At 59.9% G+C, this 21,063-nt stretch carries 22 protein-coding genes; 12 read left to right on the top strand and 10 right to left on the bottom strand.

What is annotated here, in order from left to right:
* Positions 1–12 precede the first annotated feature (12 nt).
* The 6 genes from WBP06_RS25860 to WBP06_RS25835 all read left to right on the top strand — a co-directional run bounded on the left by WBP06_RS25860 (position 13) and on the right by WBP06_RS25835 (position 4,767).
* On the top strand, positions 13–387 hold the full coding sequence (locus WBP06_RS25860) for a limonene-1,2-epoxide hydrolase family protein (protein WP_395335304.1): 375 nt from the start codon (positions 13–15) through the stop codon (positions 385–387).
* 11 nt (positions 388–398) lie between these two features.
* The gene (locus WBP06_RS25855; protein WP_395335301.1) at positions 399–1,421 is read left to right on the top strand and encodes an LLM class flavin-dependent oxidoreductase; all 1,023 of its coding nucleotides are present in this window, start codon (positions 399–401) and stop codon (positions 1,419–1,421) included.
* Positions 1,414–2,472, top strand: a complete 1,059-nt coding sequence (locus tag WBP06_RS25850) for a hypothetical protein (RefSeq protein WP_395335299.1) — start codon at positions 1,414–1,416, stop codon at positions 2,470–2,472. Before WBP06_RS25855 ends, WBP06_RS25850 begins: the two co-directional genes overlap by 8 nt.
* An 86-nt stretch (positions 2,473–2,558) precedes the next feature.
* Positions 2,559–2,942 carry a nuclear transport factor 2 family protein gene (locus WBP06_RS25845; RefSeq protein ID WP_395335297.1) on the top strand — a complete coding sequence of 128 codons (384 nt, stop codon included), beginning with the start codon at positions 2,559–2,561 and terminating at the stop codon, positions 2,940–2,942.
* 127 nt (positions 2,943–3,069) lie between these two features.
* Positions 3,070–3,450 (top strand): VOC family protein, encoded by a 381-nt coding sequence (locus WBP06_RS25840; RefSeq protein ID WP_133085015.1) that lies wholly within the window; start codon positions 3,070–3,072, stop codon positions 3,448–3,450.
* A 102-nt stretch (positions 3,451–3,552) separates the two neighbouring features.
* A complete protein-coding gene (locus tag WBP06_RS25835) occupies positions 3,553–4,767 on the top strand; it encodes an aromatic ring-hydroxylating dioxygenase subunit alpha (RefSeq protein WP_395335293.1) in 1,215 nt (404 codons plus the stop codon).
* 790 nt (positions 4,768–5,557) lie between these two features.
* Here the strand turns inward: WBP06_RS25835 and WBP06_RS25830 are convergent.
* On the bottom strand, positions 5,558–7,135 hold the full coding sequence (locus WBP06_RS25830) for a phytoene desaturase family protein (protein ID WP_395335291.1): 1,578 nt from the start codon (positions 7,133–7,135) through the stop codon (positions 5,558–5,560).
* Positions 7,136–7,156: 21 nt separating this feature from the next.
* The gene (locus tag WBP06_RS25825) at positions 7,157–8,038 is read right to left on the bottom strand and encodes an SDR family NAD(P)-dependent oxidoreductase (protein WP_395335289.1); all 882 of its coding nucleotides are present in this window, start codon (positions 8,036–8,038) and stop codon (positions 7,157–7,159) included.
* Positions 8,039–8,111: 73 nt separating this feature from the next.
* Here WBP06_RS25825 and WBP06_RS25820 point away from each other — a divergent pair, with 73 nt between their 5' ends.
* The 4 genes from WBP06_RS25820 (at position 8,112) to WBP06_RS25805 (ending at position 12,232) form a co-directional block, all read left to right on the top strand.
* The gene (locus WBP06_RS25820; protein WP_395335287.1) at positions 8,112–8,867 is read left to right on the top strand and encodes a TetR/AcrR family transcriptional regulator; all 756 of its coding nucleotides are present in this window, start codon (positions 8,112–8,114) and stop codon (positions 8,865–8,867) included.
* Between the two features lie 160 nt (positions 8,868–9,027).
* Positions 9,028–9,789: a GntR family transcriptional regulator gene (locus tag WBP06_RS25815; RefSeq protein ID WP_395335285.1), complete on the top strand. Its 762-nt coding sequence runs from the start codon at positions 9,028–9,030 to the stop codon at positions 9,787–9,789.
* Between the two features lies 1 nt (position 9,790).
* Complete coding sequence (locus WBP06_RS25810) at positions 9,791–10,954, top strand: acyl-CoA dehydrogenase family protein (protein ID WP_133085102.1); 1,164 nt, start codon at positions 9,791–9,793, stop codon at positions 10,952–10,954.
* 66 nt (positions 10,955–11,020) lie between these two features.
* Positions 11,021–12,232: a cytochrome P450 gene (locus WBP06_RS25805; protein ID WP_395337583.1), complete on the top strand. Its 1,212-nt coding sequence runs from the start codon at positions 11,021–11,023 to the stop codon at positions 12,230–12,232.
* Positions 12,233–12,305: 73 nt separating this feature from the next.
* On the opposite strand, the gene WBP06_RS25800 is transcribed toward WBP06_RS25805, so the two are convergent.
* From WBP06_RS25800 to WBP06_RS25765, 8 genes are all read right to left on the bottom strand, one after another.
* Positions 12,306–12,905 carry a malonic semialdehyde reductase gene (locus WBP06_RS25800; RefSeq protein WP_395335283.1) on the bottom strand — a complete coding sequence of 200 codons (600 nt, stop codon included), beginning with the start codon at positions 12,903–12,905 and terminating at the stop codon, positions 12,306–12,308.
* A gap of 2 nt (positions 12,906–12,907) precedes the next feature.
* Positions 12,908–13,519: a gamma carbonic anhydrase family protein gene (locus WBP06_RS25795; protein WP_395335280.1), complete on the bottom strand. Its 612-nt coding sequence runs from the start codon at positions 13,517–13,519 to the stop codon at positions 12,908–12,910.
* A 130-nt stretch (positions 13,520–13,649) separates the two neighbouring features.
* Positions 13,650–14,975, bottom strand: coding sequence for an acyl-CoA dehydrogenase family protein (locus tag WBP06_RS25790; RefSeq protein WP_395335278.1), 1,326 nt, complete (start codon positions 14,973–14,975; stop codon positions 13,650–13,652).
* The gene (locus WBP06_RS25785) at positions 14,881–15,513 is read right to left on the bottom strand and encodes a TetR/AcrR family transcriptional regulator (protein WP_133085022.1); all 633 of its coding nucleotides are present in this window, start codon (positions 15,511–15,513) and stop codon (positions 14,881–14,883) included. Before WBP06_RS25785 ends, WBP06_RS25790 begins: the two co-directional genes overlap by 95 nt.
* Positions 15,510–16,322, bottom strand: coding sequence for an SDR family NAD(P)-dependent oxidoreductase (locus tag WBP06_RS25780; RefSeq protein ID WP_133085023.1), 813 nt, complete (start codon positions 16,320–16,322; stop codon positions 15,510–15,512). Before WBP06_RS25780 ends, WBP06_RS25785 begins: the two co-directional genes overlap by 4 nt.
* Positions 16,319–17,488: an NAD(P)/FAD-dependent oxidoreductase gene (locus WBP06_RS25775; protein WP_395335275.1), complete on the bottom strand. Its 1,170-nt coding sequence runs from the start codon at positions 17,486–17,488 to the stop codon at positions 16,319–16,321. The genes WBP06_RS25780 and WBP06_RS25775 overlap by 4 nt, the downstream gene beginning before the upstream one ends.
* 13 nt (positions 17,489–17,501) lie before the next feature.
* Positions 17,502–18,077 carry an aromatic-ring-hydroxylating dioxygenase subunit beta gene (locus WBP06_RS25770; protein ID WP_395335273.1) on the bottom strand — a complete coding sequence of 192 codons (576 nt, stop codon included), beginning with the start codon at positions 18,075–18,077 and terminating at the stop codon, positions 17,502–17,504.
* Positions 18,078–18,095: 18 nt separating this feature from the next.
* Entirely contained in the window at positions 18,096–19,481 is a 1,386-nt protein-coding gene (locus WBP06_RS25765) for an aromatic ring-hydroxylating dioxygenase subunit alpha (protein WP_133085026.1), read from the bottom strand.
* Positions 19,482–19,573: 92 nt separating this feature from the next.
* Between WBP06_RS25765 and WBP06_RS25760 the strand changes: the two genes are divergently transcribed.
* On the top strand, positions 19,574–19,780 hold the full coding sequence (locus WBP06_RS25760) for a ferredoxin (protein WP_133085027.1): 207 nt from the start codon (positions 19,574–19,576) through the stop codon (positions 19,778–19,780).
* A gap of 130 nt (positions 19,781–19,910) precedes the next feature.
* Positions 19,911–21,062 carry an NADH:flavin oxidoreductase gene (locus WBP06_RS25755; protein WP_395335270.1) on the top strand — a complete coding sequence of 384 codons (1,152 nt, stop codon included), beginning with the start codon at positions 19,911–19,913 and terminating at the stop codon, positions 21,060–21,062.
* Position 21,063: the final 1 nt, after the last annotated feature.

The raw sequence follows: 21,063 nt of genomic DNA, 5'->3' as shown, positions 1-21,063 counted from the left end.
GGGGAGGCGAATATGGCGGGGCCGTTGCAGGAAGTGCTGGCATTTTTCGATGAAAGCGGCGGCACCGCGCAAGACATGATCTCGGCAATGAGGAAGCGATTCACGTCCGTAACGCGCTGGGAAAATGTTGGCGTGGCGACGACAGTCGGAATCGAAGAAGCGATGGCCTTCGTTGAGGGTTTCCTGGCCCGCATTCCCTTCGAGCGCTGCGAAGTCGTTGTTCACCATGCCGCAGCTCATGGCAACGTCGTCCTCACGGAGCGCAGCGATATTTTTTACGGAGCAGACGGCGCGGAACTCGTTTCGCTGCGGCTGATGGGCGCACTGGAGATGGACGGCCCGTACATTACGGCGTGGCGCGACTATTTCGACACCAAGGGCTTCTGAAAGGCGATAGCATGGCAAAAGGAAAAGCTGTTTGGGCGCAAATCGCGCCAATGCCTGGTGAGGAGCTGGTCGCGGCGGTGCGGAGCTACGAAGCCGCCGGAGTAGAGGGAGTTTGGGCACCCCAAATGTTTGGGGCGCCGTTTTCGACCCTCGCGGCCGCCGCGCCTGCCACGCAGAAACTCAAACTCGGGACGGGCATCGCCTTGGCATTCGTGCGCAGCCCGCTTGAGACCGCTTGCAGCGCGGTTGATCTCGATCTGATCAGTGGCGGCCGTGTCGTGCTGGGACTTGGCTCCAGCGCGCAAAGCCAGACGGAAGGATCGTTCGGGTCGACCTATGGAAAGCCGCTTGCACACATGCGCGAAGTTGTGGGCATGATCCGCAAGATTGTGGCTCTCGGCCACACCGGCGAACTGTCGCAGCTCAAGGGCGATTACCACAGTCTAGACCTTTCGCACTTTCGCCTGTTGCAGCCGCCGGTGCGAAATGAGATTCCGATCTATCTTCCTGCAGTATTTCAGAAGGCTTGCCTTCAGGCTGCCGAGATTGCCGATGGACTGCTGGGCCACCCTCTGTGGAACGAGGCCTGGATCGAACGCGAGGTCATTCCGAATATCCGGGCAGGGCTAGACAAATCGGGACGAGAGCGCGGAGATTTTTCGCTCAACCTTTCGATCTTCACGGCGATTGATCCGGATCGCAAAGAGGCCATCGAAGATTGCCGGGCGACCGTGGCCTATTACAGCCAGTCCCCGCAATATCTGCGCTATTTCGAGGAGATCGGCTTCGGCAAGGAAGCCTCCGCTATCCAGGCGGCATTTGCTCGAGGCGATCTAGCGGCGATGACTGCCGCATGCCCGGACGAGATGGTGGAGAGCATCGCGGTTGTAGGCGATGTAGACGAGGTGCGCGCCGGCGTGGCTAGGCGCGCAGCGGCGGCAGACGCGATTACGCCCGTAATTCCGCATTATGGCCTCTCGCCCGAAAAGAGCAGGACATACAGCGTGCGGCTGGCGGAGGCTTTCTATGGCTGATCCAGTGCGCCAACCGATCGCCTCGATGGCAGGAGCAGGTGCTTACAACCGGCATTCCGGTTTGCAGCATGCCAATCTTCATTCGGCGCTTCCTCTCTGGGAGGAGGCAGTGGGAACTATCGCTGCGAATTCCCAAGGCTTGGTTCGGATTGTGGACTACGGCGCCTCGCAAGGGCGCAATTCGCTGCTTCCTATGGGCACAGCCATTGACCTTGTGAGGGATCACAACGGCCAACGAGCACTGGAGATCATTCATACCGATCTCCCATCCAACGATTACACGTCATTGTTTGGGCTCCTTGCGACCGAATCGGACAGCTACCTTGCGGGCCGGCGCGATGTATTCCCGATGGCGGTGGGCCGGTCCTATTTCGAACAGATTCTACCCTCCGACAGCGTGGACTTGGGGTGGTCGTCCAACGCCTTGCATTGGCTCAGTCACAACCCCGTCAATGTCGCCGATCACGGCTGGGCCGTATACAGCAGCAGCGTGCTCGCGCGCGAAGCTGTCGATGACGTGCTTGCCCAGGATTTACTCAATTTCCTGCGGGCCCGGTCGCGGGAATTGAGGGTCGGAGGGCGTCTGGTGTGCCAGTTCATGGGGCGTGGCGGCGACCGACATGGCTTCGAATGGATGGCTGGCCACTTCTGGGCAACGCTCCTCGACTTGAGGCGCGAGGGCCTGCTCGATGACGACGATACATTCATGGCGACCTCTCCATCGGCGGGACGTTCCCTGGAGCAATTGAAGGCGCCGTTCGAGCAAGGGCTCCTTCCTGACCTCTCGGTAGTTCACGTGTCTTGCGTCCGCTCGCCAGATCCATTCTGGGATGCCTACCGCGAAACCGGGGACGCGGAGGCATTCGGCTTTCAGTGGGCGTCGATGATGTGCGCGGCGAACGGCCCCAATTTCCTGGCCCAGATAGGCCGCAACAGAGATCCGGAACGCCTGATGGAAGAATTAAGAACAAGGCTTGCCACGCGTCTGGCCGCTGATCCGCAGCAGAGTGTTTCCTATCTCGCGCTCCTGTCGATCCGAAAAGGGAGCTAGCCACGCGGAATGGACGATCAACGAAAGTCATATCGGAACGTGTAGATTTCCGAACGGCACCTTGGTGAAGGCAGCGGAGAAAAGCGGTGAGCGATATCGAGAAAAATAAGGCAATTGTACGGCGTTATATGCGGGCTGTGGAGGAAGGGGATCTCGAGACAATCGAGGCTTTGCAGCACCCCGATTGCCAATGGTGGATATTGGGCCATGGCGACATGACACGGGCGGATTTCATCGCCAGCGTGAAGGGCGGATTGCTGTCGGCTGAGCGGCGCACGGCGAACGTTGTTGGAATCACCGCTGAAGGTGAGCGAGTTGCCGTGGAAGTGAGCGGCGAGATGGTTTTTCCCGACCGGGTCTATCGCAACGAGTACCATAACCTTCTGATCATCCGAGATGGTCAGATCGTTTCGGGCAAGGAGTACATGGATACGCGCGCGGTGGCTGAGGCTTTTTCGTCCGGCGCTTGAGCGCGTCAATATTTCGCTGCTCAAGCTAGAGTGTATTTGGGATGGCCTGATGCCCCCAAGCGGCCTCGCCAACTGCATCGGACGGTAATTCGAGAGCGCCTGCTTGAGGTGCTTTTTGGGAAAGAAAATGGGCATTTTTACCCACGCGTGCCTCGGCACCAATGACTTGGGGCGGGCAGCCTGCTTCTATGATGCTGCGCTGCTGCCGCTCGGTATTGCCAATTTGGGGCCGTTTCAGGAACAAGGTCTCTGCTATGGGCGCACTGTTCCGGAATTGCTCATTCTGCATCCCCTGGAAGGCCGCGCGACTTCGTCAAATGGTGCGACCTTGGGATTCAAGGCGCCCAGCAGGCTTGCGGTCGACCAGTTTCATGCGGCCGGGTTGGCGGCGGGCGGAACCGATGCAGGGGGGCCGGGACAGCGGAATGCGGTCCCCCACGCCTATGGCGCCTATTTGCTCGATCCCGACGGTAACAAGATCTGCGCCTATTGCTTCGATCCGTGCTGATCGGATTTCCGCCACTGAACCCTATCGGATTGCAGGTTCGCTTTCGCACCTCCCCGCCATCCTGCCCACATCGGGAGACGAGAATACCCAGGAGGACAGCCCATGCATGAAGCTGCATTGCAATTGCTCAAGCGGACGATGGACGATCAGTTGGCCCGGACCGAACACCCGAGCGACTTTCCTGCCTTGCCGCCCATTCCGGCTGGACGCTACACCGATCCCCGGTTTGCGGCCCTCGAGAAAGAAGGGCTGTGGGATCGTGCGTGGTTGCTCGCCGGCATAGCTTCGGAGCTGCCAGAGCCCGGTTCTTACCGACTCTTTCAGCACCTCGATCGATCCGTGATCCTTTCCCGCGGAAAGGACGACCGGATTCGCGCATTCCACAACACCTGCCGGCACCGCGGTTCGCCCCTCCTGCTTGAGGAGGAAGGACGGGCCTCGCGGTTCGTCTGTCCTTACCACTCCTGGAGTTACGCGCTGGACGGTGCCTTGAAAGCGGTGCCCAGCCAACACGATTTTGCCTGTTTCGAAAAGTCGGACCACGGATTGGCAGAAGTGCGCTGCGAAACTTATCGCGGCTTCATCTTTATCAATTTTGATGACGCGGCGGGTCCTTTGCGCGAATTTCTTGGCGAATTTGTTGCCTTGACCGAAGGATATCCCCTCGAACGCATGGTTGTGAAGGACCGGTTCACGGTCGAAATGGATTGCAACTGGAAAATCGCCTATCACAATTTCCTCGAAATCTATCACGTCAATACTGTTCATCCAAAGACGCTTGCACCGCACCTCGATTCCCGCAGTTTCGTGATAGCTCTTTACGACGGTGGCCATATGCGTTTTGGCACGCGCAAGAAAGGCGGCGTTTCGCTCTTCGAAAAGCCGCCTGTGCAGCCTGACGATATTGCCGACGTCTTTCTCGAGAACACGGTCGCATTGCCCACTTTTCCGAACACGTTCTTCTCGCTCGATCCCGTAGGTTTCAATCTGCAATGCTTCTGGCCGGCCGGGCCGAACAAGTCGATCATGGAAGTGCGCCAGATGGGATGGGCAACGGATGACGATGCCGACAGGGAATATTGGGGCGAAATGCGAAAGGCCACCGAACACATCCTGTCAGAGGACCTTTGCCTATTCTCCAGCATACAGCAATCGCTGCGCAACGGCGCATTGTCTTCTATCGTTACGGGTTATCAGGAGCGCGCCCTCTATTGGTTCGAAGAGGAAATCGACCGCCAGATTGGTCCGGATCGTGTACCGCGGGACCTTCAGGTGCAGCCGCGATTGGGCTCCTATTCCACGCCCCATAGCGAATGAGCCGGGCAAGCCGACAAGCTGCGCGATCGTCGCGGTGAACCTATCAGTTGCGCCGTCATATCGTCCATGGGCGGCATGACGGCGTGGCTGATGCGATATACTTGGTTTCCGCCGAAAATTTGATGAGCAGTTTTGGAAAAATGAATCCAGTTGTTTGCGGCAATACAAGCGCATCGGCGGAGCGGTCAAATTCTCCTCGGGGAATAGCTCCGCCGCACTGGCTCATGAAGATGGATGCGGCGCGCGCGAATATCATTCGTCGATTAAACGCGTCATGTGGTGATTTGCATGCATTCAAAAGTTGAAGAACGAGTAGACAATTTGGAACGCGCAGCTCTCGAGTTCGAGGGAGCACAATTCGCAACGCGCCACCTTCTGGCAATGCTACTATCCAGGCTCGACAGACATGAGGCTGAAGAATACTTTCGGGAGCTGCAATGCACCGGGCGTAAACACGTCGTCGAGCTCGGTAAGGCCCGCTTGACCGGGTATCTAGATGAGCTTGAAGCAGTTCGTCACGCTGCTTGCCTGGCGAGAACCCAGCCAGTTACGCCCTTGCGCGTCGTTTTGTGAAGCCGATTGCCCGAGTTTGGTGGCCATCAGACGGATTTCACGACTATCGCCCTCATCAGATGTCGACGTAATATCCCTCGCAGCAGTCATTAATTCGGAGACAAATCAGAGATAGTCTTTGCCAAGGTTTCAGTTTCGCTGGCCAACGCAAAGTGCGCACCATCACAGGTGGGCGGAGTGTGGGACAGCGTGGGTTTGGGTCAGTTCAAACCACCGGCTACCTTGTTTTTTTAAGCGCTCGTAGCGCGCGGGTAGCGGCGATCCGTCCTGCAATACCGGACACACCGCCGCCGGGATGAGCGCCTGCACCGCCGATAAGAAAGCCGGGAAATGGCGGCCGGGGGCCGCCGAAACCGGAAGCCGGACGGTGCACCCCCGATCGCAGGGCACCGAAATCTATGTGGGTGACGCACCCATTGCTGACGTTGAGCCGCTTTTCCCGTTCGCGCGCGGTTTCCACGAAGCGCCCGACCTCTGTGTCGAGCCCGTCGTAGAACTCGCCAAGATGGCTTATGATCGAGGCCATCGTTCGGTCCTTCAGCTCCGGGTTCCAGCCCTCGCGCGCATCCACAGCAACACCGGGCAAGTAGATGTAGGCCAGCGAACCGCCCGCCGGAGCCTGTGAAGGATCAGTATTGGACAGCGGGCTGAGGGACATCGCGTGACGTTCGGGAATGTCGCCGCGTCGCGCCATGGCAAATGACTGCCGCACTTCGACGGGCGTTCCGATGAGCCCCACAGCCTTGTCGAGATCGGCATCGTCATGGCGCATGTCCTGATGTCGCTTGAGCCGCAGCGGCCCGGACATCGCGACATTGGCGAGAAACGGCGCGGCGTTGGATCGGTTCGACGGGGCGTGCTCGATACGTTGCAACAATGTGCGTGAAACGCCGCCCGGCGTCGTCAGGCGCATCGCCGTTCTGGGATCGCACGTCGCGATCACCATCTTGGCGCGTATGATCCGGCCATTTTCCAGCCGCACGCCTTTGGCCGCGCCGTCGTCGACGATGATTTCCGCGACCGGCGCATTGAGCTCGATCGAGGCGCCCGATGCTTCGATACTGCGAGCAAGCGCGTCCGAAAACGACTGGAGGCTGCCGATGGGTTTACCGGTGCCGTATTTATGCGTGACGGCGAAGATCATGTACGCGGCAGCATTTCCGTCGTCATCGATGGGACCGGCGCCTGCGGCGATTCCCAGCAACAGCGCGATTGTTGCGGGGTCTTCAAACCTTTCGCAGGCGATCTGGTCGGCGGTCGCCTTGGACATCGCCACCAGTTCGTCTTTCAGCCGGACGTTGCGGACCGCGCTTTTGATCACCTTCGACATATTCCGCACGTCGGGGCGTCCGGGCTCGGCCATCATCATGGGAAATCCGATATCCATCATGACGTTCAACGTCTTCATGAAATCCAGATAGGCCTTGCCGTCGTTGCGGTTGATGCGGGCGATGTCTTCCGCCGTGCGGCGATAGTCATAGAAGAGGGCGATAGAGCTGCCATCGGGATGGAGGTAGGCGTAAGTGGGATCAGGATCGACAGTCCGCAGGCCGTATTTATGGAGATCGAAGTCCTCGATGATGCCAGATTTGCGCGCAAACAGCAGTTCCACGGCGCAGGGCGTTACCAAGTGCTCAGGCGCTTCCGGAATCATGTAGCCCGAGCTCGTCATCCCGCCCACTTTCGCAAGGCGCTCGACGACGACGACTTTCTTGCCCGCACGCGCCAGATAGCCTGCGGCCGCCATGCCGTTGTGGCCGGCTCCGATAACGACGACGTCGACCTCGTCCATCATTTCCCGCTATCCCTTAGCAAATCAGCCGTTCGCCGCAGCCGTGTACGCCTTGCCCCATTCGGCGAGGGCAAGAAGGCGCGTCTTTCGGTCTGCCTGGATGCGCGGGATCTGCGCTTCATCCGGACCGTCGGGCACGATCACAAGGGGCTCCTTGCCCAGGCTTGCAAGGGCCAGTGCACAGACGTTTGCGGGATCGTAGGCGGTCGAATAGTCCATCCCGAGCCCTTCGGTCGCCCGGCGCAGGGTCGGAGTGTCCATGATCGGGGCGGCAATTCCGAGGATATCTACGCCTTGTCCGTCGAGCTCTGCCCAAAGCGATTCCACGAAATTCAACTCGAAAGCCTTCGTCGCTGAGTACATAGTCAGCCAGGGCTGGCCGCCAAGTCCGGCTCCCGAAGACATGACTATGATCCCCCCGCTGCGCCGCTTGACGAGTCTGTTGCCGAAGCCATGAACGGCTTCGACGACATTGGCTGCATTCATGGTCAGAAGGCTGAGCGCTCGATCAACCGGCTCTCCAAGGAAACTGTTGCCGGCCCCGTCGGCCCCGGCGTTCGAAACGAAGAGTCCGATATCGAGATCACGTGTCTCTTCGACGAGCCGGGAGCCCGTTCCCGATTGCGTGAGATCGGCAACCACCGAGCGAAACGCAATCCCGTACAAACCGGCGAGCCGTTCGCCCAGTTGATCCAGGGCCTCCTTGCGGCGGGAAACGAGGACCACGTTGATGCCCATCGCCGCAAGTTGTTCTGCATAGCTTGCACCGGTTCCTTCCGAGGCTCCGGCGATCACCGCCCAAGGGCCGTAACGGCGTGCAAATTCGGCGTGATCAAGCGGGGGAAGCTCTACTGTTCGCATGCTGGAATGATCCTTGCCCGGGTAACCCGTGTCAGTTTGATTCATTGCGCGGATGGCGCTTGTTACAAGCTGACGGGGAAGCTCCGTCCTATCGGGAGGCAGGGAGCATCCTTGTTGATTGAAAGGACTGGGACATTGCAAGGTCGTTAATGTTCCAAAACATCGGAAAACTACCATTCCGCCCGACGTTGATATGGATTCTTGCGGCAAAGGTGTTAATCCTTGCCCGGTGGAAACGGCCTCGCCTCAACGACGTATACGGATTCTCCGGCGAGCAACCGAAATTTTCCTCGATCGCGGTTATGCCGGTGCGACGATCGACGACATCGCGCAGGCTGCCGGTGTGGGGAAAGTTGCGATCTATCAGCTCTTTGGTGACAAGGTGGAATTGTTCGCCGAATGCATGATCGACGCTGCGAAAACCGCTTCGGAAGGTACCCGGTCTGTGCTGCGCTGTGATGAACCGGTTCGTGACGTACTTGTCGCGTTTGCCGAGCAGCACATTCGCCAGATGCTCCGGCCGGTCTTCGGCGCCAGGCCGTTCTACGAATTTATTCGGGTGCTCCTGAGCGCTTCGATCACACATCCAGATATCAGTGGACGCTGCCTCGATATCCTTCGGACCGAGGAAGCCGCCCGGCTGAACGACTACTTCCAAGCGATGATTGATCGGCGGACGCTGGCAGGGGGCGATGCAGATTTTCTCGCGCGCCAATTCATGCAAACGATCTTCTTTACCAATGTGGTCATTTTGGAGCCCGCAAGCGCAGAGTGCTACAGCAATCCGCGCGTTTCCGCGGAAAATGCAGTTGACCTGTTCTTGAATGGATGTGCGCGAGGCGCTCTGCGATGTCTGGCGGTTGCTTCAGATTGACGTGATCGATTCTGAATTCTCGTCGTGCCATCATCTTCGGCCAGGCCCTGATCTGCTCGCATCATGAAGATGCCAAGCTGGCCGCTTGACACTAATCCATGAGACGCACCCTATCCTTGGAAAGGCGCGAAGATGCAGGGGCTCCGCAATTCTATAGAATATGGAATTGCATCGCCGCCTCCCTTCGCCAGACGTGCCTTCCGGCCCGAGCCTGTTCGGCACGGAGCCGGTCAGTACGCCGCCGACCCGCCGCCAGGCCGTTCTTGAGCGCCTTCGCAGCAGCATCGTTTCAGGAGCCTTGCCCCCCGGTACGCTGCTGCGCGAAACGAGTTTGGCGGCGCATCTGGACGTCAGCGCGACGCCCGTTCGCGAGGCACTTGGCACGCTAGAGGCCGAAGGGCTGGTCGAGATTGAAGTGCACCGCCTGAAACGGGTTGCGCGCATTGACTTTCGCAGCATGCGGGACCTGCTTCGCGTTCAGTCCGAGCTGTGGCGGCTTGGATACATATGGGGCATGCCACATGTTGGCGCAGGGCAGGTAGCTCAACTCGAACACGCACTTGCGCGCTACCGAGCGTGTTTGGCGAGCGATGATTCCGCAGGCGCCCTCACTGCTGGGCTGGATTTCCATACGATCTTCATCGCGGCGTCAAGCAACCAGGAGCTGCTGCGCTCAACGCTCGACCGCAGAGCCCTGATTGCAAGGTTTGTCCTGCTGCACGGTCTTCAAACGATTTGCCCTCTCGGGCTTTCCCAGCATGAAGCGATCCTTGCCGCCTTCCTGGCGAACGACCGCTCCGCAGTGCTCGCTGGTGTCGACCGCATCGCCACTCGCCTGATCGCGCTGGCCGAACAGGGGTGCGAGCTGTCCGACAATGTTGCTGAAAATCAGAAAATATCACTATACGAAAGAGATACCTGAGATGGATTTCGAACTCGAGGACGAATACCGTTCCTTTCGCGACACCGTGCATCGCTGGGTCGAAAACGAGGTGCCCAAGGAGTGGGCGCGAGCGCTCGAGAAGGACGAGCATGCCTACCCCTATGCCCTTTGGGACAAGCTGACTGAGGCGGGCTTTCACGGCGTCGGCATTCCCGAGGAATACGGCGGGCAGGGCGGCGACGTGGTGATGCAGATGCTGCTGGCCCGCGAACTGGCGCGTTCCCTGGGTGGACTGGCATGGATCTGGGGGATCACCAGTTTTGCTGGGGGGAAGTCGATCGGTCTCTACGGATCTGCCGAGCAGAAGGAGAAGTATCTGCCGTTGATCGCTTCCGGTCAGCTCAAGGCCGCCATCGCATTCACGGAACCGGGGGGCGGTACCGACCTGCTTGGCGCGATGACGACAACGGCGGAACGCGTCGATGGCGGCTGGAAGCTCAACGGCGAGAAAACCTGGTCCTCATCTGCGCATGTCGCCGACTATCTTCTGGTGATTGCACGAAGTGACAGGAATCCGGAGAAAAAGCATCAGGGACTGACTCTTTTTTGGGTTCCCGCCAAGACTGCCGGAGTGACGATAACCCCGCTCGCCAAGCTCGGCATGCGATCGATGGGGAGCTGCTCGATCCATTTCGAGGATGCTTTCGTCGCAGACGAACAAGTGCTCGGCGAGCCGGACAAGGCCTGGTACATGTTGCTGCCCACGCTCAACAACGAGCGGATCATGGTCGGCGCGTTCTGCCTGGGCGTCATCGACGGCGTACTGGAAGACGCTGTCGCCTACATGCAGCAGCGCAAGGCATTCGGCGGGATCATCGGCCGTTTCCAGAGCCTGCAGCACTATGTGGCGGATATCGCCACGATGCAGAAGACCACAGAACTCATGCTGCATTTCTGCGCCGACAAGCAGAGCCGAGGCGAAGACGTTGGCGTTGAGGCGAACATGCTGAAACTCATCGCGTCAGAGAATGCCAACGCGGCCGCAGATCTCGGCATCCAGATCCTGGGCGGCATGGGCTACTCCGCAGAGACCGACATGCAGCGATACTGGCGGGACAGCCGGCTCTGGCGGATCGGCCCGATCACCAACGAGATGGTGCGAAATGGCATCGCCGAGAGCCTCGGGTTGCCCCGATCCTTCTAAGCGACAGGTGCAGGAATGACCGGCCCCGGAAATGGGGCGGGACAAACGACAGGGAGTGTGGGAGTGATGATGTTTCCGGAGCAGCCGATCCCCGATCACGTGCCGCCAGCCTTGGTGAGCCGGGACTTTCCATTCATTTTCGGAACGACGACGGACAAAGATCCGTTCGACGATCTGGCCATGAGGATCCATGACGGACCCGAAATCATTTACGCGGCCCATGCCTATCCCGGAGGAACGGGAGCATGGGTGCCACGCCGCATGGCGCATCTTCGCGAAATCTATCTCGATACAGAGCACTTTTCTTCCACCGACTTTTCGCCTTTCTCGAAGCTGGTCGGTGGAGCGTGGATCAATTCGCCGGCGGAACTCGACCCTCCGGCGCATGGCCCATTCCGTCAGATGGTGAACCCGGCCTTCACGCCCAAGGCCATGGCGGCGCTGGAAGACAGGATTCGGCACTATGCGGTGGAGTACATCGAGACCTTCGCCAAGCGCGGGCAGTGCGAATTCATGGGCGAGTTCGCATTCGAATTCCCGATCAAGGTCTTCATGGAACTGATGGGTTTGCCGCTCGACCGGGTCAGCGAATTCATGGAATGGGAAATGAACCTCTTGCATAACCACGATTTGTCCAAGATCGCGGATGCCACGCGCAGTGTGCTTGACTATCTGGCCGGCGAGATTGCCGACAGGCGCGCAAATCCGCGCGACGATCTCATTTCATTCGGCGTGCGGGGCGAGATAGAGGGACGTCCTCTGACGCAGGACGAACTGCTCGGCTTCATGTTCAACCTATTTATCGGCGGGCTCGACACTGTCTCCACGAACATGGGCCTACAATTTCGCCACCTCGGCACACACGTTGAAGACCAGGCAATTTTGAGAGCCGACCCTTCACAGATCCCGCATGCCATCGACGAATTGATGCGGGCATACGGGGCGGTCACCACGTTTCGTACCTGCAAGAAGGAAGCGGTGATAGGCGGTGTGCAGTTCAGGCCGGGAGATAAGGTCGCCATGTCGACAACGCTCGCCGGGCGGGACCCCGACGAGTTCGAAAATCCCTGCGAGGTAAAGTTGGACCGGCGGCCGAGGCACGTCGGCTTCGGCTTCGGCATACATACCTGCGTCGGCATGCACCTGGCTCGCCGCGAATTGCGGATCGCGATGGAAGAGTTCCTGGCGCGGATTCCGGAATTCCGCCTTGCGCCCGGTCATCGGGTGCGTTGTCATCTGGGCATGATCCAGCCAGTGGAATTGCCGCTGGTCTGGTGAGGGTGCGACGGAGCCGTTTCCAGGACAGTCGCTGCTTTCTGACAGGAGAGCGCCTTGGAAACGGCTTTCGAGCCTAAAGGTCGACGCAGGCTTCGTCGAAGTCCAGCCGGGGATTGCGGGGATGGAGTCCTGCCGGATCGCCGTGACCGATGTTGCACAGGAAATTGCTTTTCCAGCGGCCATCCGGGAAGAATTCGGAATCGAGGCTGGCCGCATCGAAGCCCGACATAGGACCGCAATCGAGACCCAGGGCGCGGGCGGCCATGATGAGATAGGCGCCTTGCAATGTCGAGGAACGGGCGACAGTCTGCGCGACGAGTGCGTCATTGCCTTCAAACGTCGCCCGCATGTCCCTTGCGGGAAACAGCTTGCCGTAGAATTCATAGAACCGTGTGTCACCCGCTACGATCACAGTGCAGGGAGCTTGCATGACCTTGTCTCGGTTGCCGGCGTTGACGTGAGGCAAGAGCCGGACCTTGGCATCGGCCGAGCGGATGAAGACAAATCGGGCCGGATTGCTGTTCGCGGTCGTCGGGCCCCACTTCGCGAGTTCGTAGAGGTTCCGAATGGTCTCCGTGCTGAGCGGACGATCTTGCCAGGTGTTATGCGTGCGGGCTTCCCGAAACAGGAGGTTCAGCATCGTGTCGTGTTCGAGCGTGGTTGCGCCAGTCATCCTCATTCCTCGTCAGTGGAGTAGGAACCGGGAATTCCACGCTCGATCCATTGGCGATGTTCGCGTGCGAGGATAGCTTCGGCCTCTTCGGCCAGAAGCGCCATCTCCGCGATCTCCCAGACGCGGTGGTTTCCGGTCGCATAGGCGCGGGCGTTCTCGCGATAGAGGAGCGCATCGATGATGTTGCCGTGCAGCTTGTCAAGAACGCGCGTCACTCGGCCGGGCGTGCCCATTACCAGGGAATTTGGCGGAATAATGGTGCCGGCGGGCAAGAAGCTGTGAGCAGCAACAATCGAGCCGTGGCCTATGACGCAGCGCTCCATGATCGTGGCACCGATGCCGATGAGGCAGCCGGGCTCCAACGTGCATCCGTGCAGGACTGCACGATGTCCAACTGTACAGTAGTCGCCGATGATGGTCGGGTCATTCCAGCCGATGTGGATCATGGCGTGATCTTGCACACTTGCGCATTTTCCGATGCGCACATGACCTCTCTCGCTCCGAACGACCGCGTAAGGCCACAGACTGCAATCCTGTTCCAGCATGACGTCGCCGAAGATCCGGGCTGTGGGATCGACGTAAGCTGGTAGAGAGCCGATGCTCGCCTCGGTCACGATATCGCCGTTCGTTGTCTCTGTTGCTACCCCTGCGCAGCATCCATGGGCCGTCCCTCTCTAAATGGGCTGTGGATGCTGCCACTGGGGCGATCGCCTGCCTAACACGCGATCGCCCCGGCATTTTGGATCAATAGGCACCCGGCGGAGAGATCGGATCGGCTCCGGCAAGGTTCCGGCCATAGATTTCGTAGCCGATGGTCGGGATATTCTGGATGTGGCGGAGAGCCATCGAAATATCGCGCCAGTAGCGGTTGATCGGCTTGTCCAGCGCAAAACCGGAAGAACCCGCCTGGAACATCAGCGATTCACTTGCACTGTGAACGAGTTCGACCATCTGGGCACCGCCGGAGCGCTGCTTTGCCTTCTCGGCGAGGGTGAACTCCTCACCCTGCGCAACTCGGTCGAGCTTGGCTGTGAGGTTGAACAGGATCAACTTGGCCGTGTCGATCATGGCGGCCGCTTCACCAAGGTCGCGCATGTAGGCACCGGAATTGGTGCGCGGCGAAATCGTCGTCGTCAGTACGGGCTTCTTCGGCGATTCTGCCGTAACGATCTCCAGCATGCCCTCGACTGCGCCAATGAGCTGGGCAATGCCGGTCGTGCGAACCACCGGAACGGCAGGAAGGAGGTCTGAAGGCGCGCCGAAATGACGCTTGGTCCGATCGATCTGGCCCGCGCGTTCGTCCATCAATACCATCTGGTCATCGGGAATGAACACGTCCTTTGCTATCGCCGTGTCCGACCCGGTTCCCTGCATGCCCGAAACGAACCAGGTGTCCTCAATAGTCATGCTGTCCATCGGCAGATAACACATGCTGATGCCCGGAACGACCGGCCCGTCGTAGCCTTCAAGCACCACGCCCTGTTGCGCCCACTTCGACTGGCGGGAGCCGGACATGTAGGGCCATTTACCGTTGATGATCCAGCCGCCGTCCACCTTGCGCGCCTTGCCCGGCGGGTTGTAGGCGCCGCACACGGTCTGCGGGCCCTCGCCAAAAATCGTGTCCTGGACACCGTCGGGCGCGAGACTGGTGATCCAGCTGGTGCCGTTGATGATCTGCATCACCCAGCTGACCGCGGGGTCGCCCTTGGCGATTTCCATCTGGACGCGGCAAAAGTCGGTGGTCGAGAGTCCGAAGCCGCCGAGGCGTTGAGGCAGCAGAAGCCGCAGGAAACCTTCCGTCTTGAGCATTTGATCGACGGCCGGGGTTGGGCTGCGCCGCTTTTCCCCTTCAGGCGCTTCCTTTTGCAGGAATTCGCGCAGGCTGCGCGCCTTTTCCACTAGGCCGTTGGCCACCGCCTTGTCGGCGAAACCGGATTGCGTGTCTGATTCGAGCTTTGCTACTGTTGCCATGAAATCATCCTCTCGTATTTTCGGCTTGGTGGCCGGCGATTTGCATTGCGATTTCGTGCAGCCGATCGGGAGAACCGTTCCAGAGTTCCAGCCACTCACCAGTGGCCGGAATGATCAGCGTGCTAAGCTGCAGGCGAACGAGCGTGTCGCAGAATGTGTCCCGGTCTATGGTATTTCCGGTCAGTCCTTCGAAATAGTCGAGCACGGGTTCGAGAGCGCGTTGCACGGCGGCCTTGTGACGGCCGAAATGGCTGCGCAGGAAACTCAGGTGAAAGGCAGGTTCGACTTCGAAGATCCGTTCCGGCGACCGCTCGATCGTAAAACGGCCGAAGAATTTCATGACGGCACGGAACCGCTCGATCGGATCGGGAATGCCTTCGCCAGCCTCGACAATGCCCTTTTCGAAACTGCTGCAGATGTATTCGCTGACTGCCGCGAGCACTTCTTCCTTGGACGCGAAATGACGATAGAGGGTCCCGCGCGACACCCCGCTGCTTTCGCTGATGTCACTCATCGACAGTCGCCGCGTGCCGATTGTTGCGATCGCGCGCAGTGTACCGTCCATGATCTTCTGGACGCTGCCCGTGCTGTCGGTGGCGACGACTTCGCTCCAGTCGGTGTGCGGCGTCAGTTTCATGTTTGGGCTTCCATTTCGGCAAGGTTGTGCGGAACGCTTACATAGCCGGGCAGATGCTGACCGCCATCGACATTGATCAGCTCGCCATTGACGAAACGCGACATTTCCGAAGCGAGGAAGAGCACGACCGGTCCGATGTCCTTCTCGGGATCGCCCGCGCGCTTGAGCGGATTACTTGCTGTTGCCATTTCAAGGAAGCCGGGCACGTCCTCTGCCAGCTGCGCGAACACCTGGCCCATCCCTGTCGGTGCGATCGCATTGGTCCTGATGTTGAACCGGCCCCATTCAACCGCAGCGGTGCGGGTCAGGCCCAGGATCGCCCCCTTGTTCATGTTGTAGTCGGCATGAAGCCATGCACCCGTCTGGGCGTCGATCGAGTAGAAATTGACGATCGAGCCGCCGCCGCGTGCCTTCATGTGCGGGAAGGCGGCACGCATGGCCCACCAGGTTCCCCAGGTACCGATCTCGAGAGTGCGCTGGAGCATCTCATCGGTCTTCTGTTCCAGCAACACGTTGGCAGACAGCTGCGAGGCATTGTTGATCAGGATGTCGAGGCCTCCGAACTCGGAGACGACCCGCTCGATCATGCCTTCGACGTCGTCCTTGATTCCCATGTCCGCCGAAAGGCCCATGGCGCGGGTTCCGAACTCCTGGCTTATCTCGGCCGCAACCGCTTCCGCCGCCGCGCCGTCGCGCCCGGTAATGAGGATATCGGCGCCCTCACGCGCCAGACAGCGGCTGATGCCGTAGCCCAGCCCTTTTGCCCCGCCCGTGACGATCGCGATCTTGCCCTGAACCAACCCAGTCAAGCAGCTTCTCCTGCAAATTGTTCGCCCAGCGCCCGGTCCATTTCCATGCGTTCCTGGCAATAGTCCTGCGTAAAAACGTAGCCCCGCACGTTCTTGTCGTTGTCGCGGAACAGGTACTTGAGCCCCCGCTCGTCGTTGGCCGCTTCCTCCCACCGCCCGGCAACGCCGATCGGAGCCGGAAGCAGCACCACCGGGTAGGCTGTGGTCTTGACCTGCACCGAGAGCGGCGGAAAGTGGATATTGGTAGGTGTTCCGAGCGCACTGGGAGCGATGGCGCGCGCTGCCGACATGATCGGTGTTACATAGGCTGCGAGGCCTTGCGGATATTCCGCGCAGTCGCCGATAGCGTAGATGTCGGGATCGGAGGTCCGCCCGGTCTGGTCGACAGTAATGCCCCGGCCGGTCTCCAGCCCCGCCTCACATGCCAGCGCGACATGAGGGCGAAGACCCACCGCTGAAAGCACCGCAACGGCTTCAATGACCATGCCGCTGTCGAGCTGCGCGCGAACCCCGCTTGGAGACTTGTGGATGGCCGTGATCTTGCTGCCTAGGTGCCATTCGACGCCCTTGGTAGCCAGCGCATCACGGATTCGATCACCGACCCCGCTGGGTACCAGCTGAGCCAAAGGATGGAGCAGCATGTCCACGACTACCGGAAAATAGCCTGCGGCAGAAAGATCGTTCGCAAACTCAGTTCCGACAAGTCCGCCGCCCATGACCAGCACTCGCCCGCCAGCGGGCAGCCGCTCGCGAAACTCGCGGTAATTGTCGAGATTGTTGACCGCAAGAGCCCGGTGGGCCGCGTCGCCATCGATCGGCGGCCGCACAGGATCTGCTCCAAGCGCGAGGATCAGTTTGTCGTAGAAGATCGGCCCGCCAGTTGTCAGTACAGCCTTGTCCTGCCGATCTATGGCCTCGACGAGGCGTCCTGCGCGCAGATCAATTCGGAGCTGAGCCGCCATTTTCTCACCCGGCGTGGTAATCAGGGCGTCGGGCATTTTGCCCTTGGCCAGTGCGGTGGACAGCGCCGGTTTGGAATAGAAGTGGCCATCGTCCTGCGTCACCAGGGTCAACCGGGCGTGCGGCGCGAGCTTGCGTAGCTCCCGCAGGACGCCGTAGCCGGCGAGGCCGCTCCCGATGACGACGATGTGCGGGGATGACGTCACCGTGCCCGTCCGATCAGAGGAAGATCGCAAGATTGGACATTCCCAGCGTGGATTGGTCGACAATGATCTCCCTTACGGACAGCTTGTAGTTGCCATCCACAAGACGCCAGACGTCCCGGCGCTCGGCGGTAAGCGTCTCGTTCTCCGGATTGTCGAAGCGGCTGCGCTCGACGAAGAGGTAGCTGACCACTTCATATTCGCCGGTCTTATCGCTCTCGGCGATCCGCACATTAGTGACGAACCGCCGCGTGCGCGAGGGCGGGTCTTCTGCCCAGGCGCTCTTCGAGAGACGACCAGTGCGCATGAGGATCGACCCGTAATTCTCGTCGAAATGCTTCATCGTCCGTACGACGTCACGGTCCTTGTTGGGGCCATTTCGCGTGAGACGCAGCGGTGCCGTATAGATCAAATCCTCCGCAAGGAAGGCGACCCAGTCGTCGAAGCGCCGCTCGTCGAGCGCAGCCGCTTCGTCATAGAGCGTTTCCAGAATGCGGTTGTAGACCTCCGAACCGAGCGGTACCCGCTTGGTGGAAACAAGACCGCGCATCACTCCAGTCTTGTCGATTGCGGCCGTGGCGTAGTTCACCATGTCGTGATCCTCCCAGTCTCAGGCTTCGGCCATCAGATTGTAGTAAGCCATCCACCAGGCCCACTGCGTGTCGTCCTTGGTGAAGCCGGGATAGAGATCGCCGCCTCCCACCCAGCCTTCCGGCCGCTCGTGGCCGTGAAGCGCCTGGTACTTGAGCGTGATGGTCTTGCTCATGTGGCCGCGTGCATTGCGCATGATCTGCGGCCAGGTATCGGCGTCGTCCTGCTCGATCGTTCCGGAGGTGCCGGTCGACCAGATGGCGTTCTGCAACATATCGCGCTTTACGTCCTCAGGTGCGTCCTTCTCCGCGAAAATGAAGTTCACGAATTCGACCCTGTCCGGCCCCTTGGGAACATAGGTGTGCAGCGACAGCGCGCCTGACGCGCCGCCATCGGTGCGAGGCGCAAAGATGAATGCGATCAGCACGTTGGGGAACATGCCGCCGACTTGCGGGGGGATCGTCGCTAACTGGTTGACCTGATCTTCCGTCAGATTCTTGAAGAGCTGAGGGATCAGGTCCTTGGTGATGCCGGGCGGCGAAAGTAGATGAAGGCGCTCTTCGGTCGACTTCCCTTCAAAACTGACATCCGCAAACATCTTGAAGGTTTGGGCCGCTTCCAGACAGCGCAGGGTATGGCCTTGCGGAACCGAGATATCGACACCGTACATGCCGGGCGCCGTATCGTAGATCGATTCGGCAGTACCGCCCATGATCCCGCCTTCCATAAGCGAGCGGTGCAGCGTCAGAGTATGGAAGCCGTCGGATCCCGACTGTTCGCCAGGGATCTTCCAATTGCAGGGCAGCACGAAGCGCTGCGGCGGGCCGAGCATTTCAAGGCCGTTATCGGTACGGCAGAACAGCTGATCGAGATAGAACTTCGCGTCGCCGAGGTAATCGTCGAACGAAAGATCCTCGTTCCACGTTGCGAAGATGAGGCCGCCGTACAGATGGACGCGGGCCTTCTTGAGCCCGAGTTCTTCCTTCTGGCGCTTGTTGCCGTGCATCTGTTCCTTTTCGATCGGGGCGCCGATAAAGCTGCCATCGGGTCGGAAGGCCCAGCCATGGTAGATGCAGCGGTGGGCATGGGCATTGCCCGCCTCGGCAGTGCAGACCTTCATTCCGCGATGCGGACACACGTTGAGCATGACGTGAATTTCGCCGCTACGGTCGCGCGAGACGATGACATTGTCCTCGGCCATATCGCGCATGACGTAGTCGCCGGCCTTGGGAATCTCGGACTCATGGCCCAGCAGGAGCCAGGTTCGCGCGAAGATGCGCTCCATCTCCAGCTCGTACAATTCCTTGTCGTTCATCACACGCAGCGACACTTCGTTCATCTCGCGGTCGATGAGATTGTCGAGCGTCGTCCCGTCGCTGAGTGTCAACCCAGGGTGGTGCAGCATCTTCCTCTCCTTGGAAAATCCGTGTTTGATCGCGTTATACATATTGAACGAAATCTGTTCAAGCTGTAATAATCCGAAAAAAGGAGAGGACTATGAGTCAGAAGCTGAAAGTCGTGATCGATAAGGCCGCATGCTGCGGATACGGCGTCTGCGCCGAGATCTGCCCCGCGGTGTACAAACTCGACGCCAACGGCATCGTATACGTGGACGACGAAATCGTGCCGGACGGCCTGGAAGAGCTGGCACGCGAAGGCGCCGAAGCATGTCCGCAGGCCGCGCTCGCAGTGGTCGACGCCTGATAAGGGCTCGGTCGGTGGTACAAGAATCCTGATTCGCCCTCTGGGCGAACCTGTCGCCGGGAAGGTCTCAGGACGGAGCGGCTAGAGGCAGCAGTGTCAGAAATCAGGCAGGACGGGAAACCACGGCACTATGGCAAGCGGCACCGAAATTCTTTTCAGGCCATGTGAAGTCGGGCCGCTAGCGCTGCCCAACCGCTTCGTAATGGCGCCGATGACGCGAAATTTCTCGCCTGACGGGATTCCGTCAGCGGGTGTGGCGGACTACTACCGCCGCCGTGCCGAAGCGGAAGTAGGTCTGATCGTCACGGAAGGCATCGGGGTGGATCATCCTGCTGCCGTCGGCAGGGAGACAATGGGGGGCGGAGCCTCGCCGATCATGCATGGCGAGGCCGCGCTTGCGCGGTGGCGCGCGGTCGTGGACGGGGTCCATGAGGCCGGGGGAAAGATCATTCCCCAGCTATGGCACCAAGGCGTCATCCGAGTCCCGGGAACCGGCTATCATCCCGACGCGCCGTCTGCGCGCCCCTCAGGCATCTGGGGCCCACTCGACAAGGCGATGGTGCCCCCGGAATATCTCGAACAGGTTCGCGAGCCTACCGCGCCGCTGACAGAGAACGAAATCGCCGACATCATCGCCGGGTTCGCACGAAGCGCGGCAAATGCGAGAGCCGCAGGCTTCGATGGCATCGCCCTCCACGGTGCACATGGCTACCTGATCGACAGCTTTCTCTGGGGAGAGACAAACCTGCGAACGGACCGGTGGGGAGGCGCACTCCCAGACCGCGCCAGGCTTGCGGCAGAGTTGGTCCGGGCAGTGAGGGCCGCGACGGCGCCCGATTTTCCGATCATGTTCCGGTACTCGCAGTGGAAATTGCAGGATTACGATGCGCGAAATGCGCAAACCCCGGATGAGCTCGAATCCTTGCTGACACCGATTGTCGAGGCGGGCGTGGACCTATTTGACGTCAGCACCCGGGTGTTCTCGGCGCCCGCATTCGACGGCTCCGATCTCAGCTTGGCGGGATGGGTAAAACGGCTTACGGGCCGGCCAACGATAGCGGTGGGCGGCGTCGGCCTCTCGCGCGATTTGCAATCGTCGTTCGCCCAGCCGACCGTGATGACCAACAATCTTTCGCTTGTGGCGGAGCGCTTGGCGAAGGGTGAGTTTGATCTGGTGGGGGTGGGAAGGGCGCTACTGATGGACCCGCAGTGGGTTTGCAAGATGCGGAAGGGAGAGAGCGTCAATCCCTTCCGGCTGGAAGCTTACGGGTCGCTGGATTAAC

Source organism: Novosphingobium mississippiense (assembly GCF_044029535.1).
Taxonomy (GTDB): domain Bacteria; phylum Pseudomonadota; class Alphaproteobacteria; order Sphingomonadales; family Sphingomonadaceae; genus Novosphingobium.
The sequence above is the reverse complement of the archived record's forward strand: the minus strand, read 5'-3'. Positions and strand labels throughout refer to the sequence as shown.

What these genes read in the sequence shown, in the direction of transcription:
- WBP06_RS25810 (WP_133085102.1), top strand. Translation starts at nt 9,791, where the DNA reads ATGGATTTCGAACTCGAGGACGAATACCGTTCCTTTCGCGACACCGTG.
- WBP06_RS25770 (WP_395335273.1), bottom strand. Translation starts at nt 18,077, where the DNA reads ATGGTGAACTACGCCACGGCCGCAATCGACAAGACTGGAGTGATGCGC.
- WBP06_RS25835 (WP_395335293.1), top strand. Translation starts at nt 3,553, where the DNA reads ATGCATGAAGCTGCATTGCAATTGCTCAAGCGGACGATGGACGATCAG.
- WBP06_RS25815 (WP_395335285.1), top strand. Translation starts at nt 9,028, where the DNA reads ATGGAATTGCATCGCCGCCTCCCTTCGCCAGACGTGCCTTCCGGCCCG.
- WBP06_RS25805 (WP_395337583.1), top strand. Translation starts at nt 11,021, where the DNA reads ATGATGTTTCCGGAGCAGCCGATCCCCGATCACGTGCCGCCAGCCTTG.
- WBP06_RS25840 (WP_133085015.1), top strand. Translation starts at nt 3,070, where the DNA reads ATGGGCATTTTTACCCACGCGTGCCTCGGCACCAATGACTTGGGGCGG.
- WBP06_RS25800 (WP_395335283.1), bottom strand. Translation starts at nt 12,905, where the DNA reads ATGACTGGCGCAACCACGCTCGAACACGACACGATGCTGAACCTCCTG.
- WBP06_RS25755 (WP_395335270.1), top strand. Translation starts at nt 19,911, where the DNA reads ATGGCAAGCGGCACCGAAATTCTTTTCAGGCCATGTGAAGTCGGGCCG.
- WBP06_RS25825 (WP_395335289.1), bottom strand. Translation starts at nt 8,038, where the DNA reads ATGAATCAAACTGACACGGGTTACCCGGGCAAGGATCATTCCAGCATG.
- WBP06_RS25760 (WP_133085027.1), top strand. Translation starts at nt 19,574, where the DNA reads ATGAGTCAGAAGCTGAAAGTCGTGATCGATAAGGCCGCATGCTGCGGA.
- WBP06_RS25765 (WP_133085026.1), bottom strand. Translation starts at nt 19,481, where the DNA reads ATGCTGCACCACCCTGGGTTGACACTCAGCGACGGGACGACGCTCGAC.
- WBP06_RS25785 (WP_133085022.1), bottom strand. Translation starts at nt 15,513, where the DNA reads ATGAAACTGACGCCGCACACCGACTGGAGCGAAGTCGTCGCCACCGAC.
- WBP06_RS25860 (WP_395335304.1), top strand. Translation starts at nt 13, where the DNA reads ATGGCGGGGCCGTTGCAGGAAGTGCTGGCATTTTTCGATGAAAGCGGC.
- WBP06_RS25855 (WP_395335301.1), top strand. Translation starts at nt 399, where the DNA reads ATGGCAAAAGGAAAAGCTGTTTGGGCGCAAATCGCGCCAATGCCTGGT.
- WBP06_RS25830 (WP_395335291.1), bottom strand. Translation starts at nt 7,135, where the DNA reads ATGATGGACGAGGTCGACGTCGTCGTTATCGGAGCCGGCCACAACGGC.
- WBP06_RS25850 (WP_395335299.1), top strand. Translation starts at nt 1,414, where the DNA reads ATGGCTGATCCAGTGCGCCAACCGATCGCCTCGATGGCAGGAGCAGGT.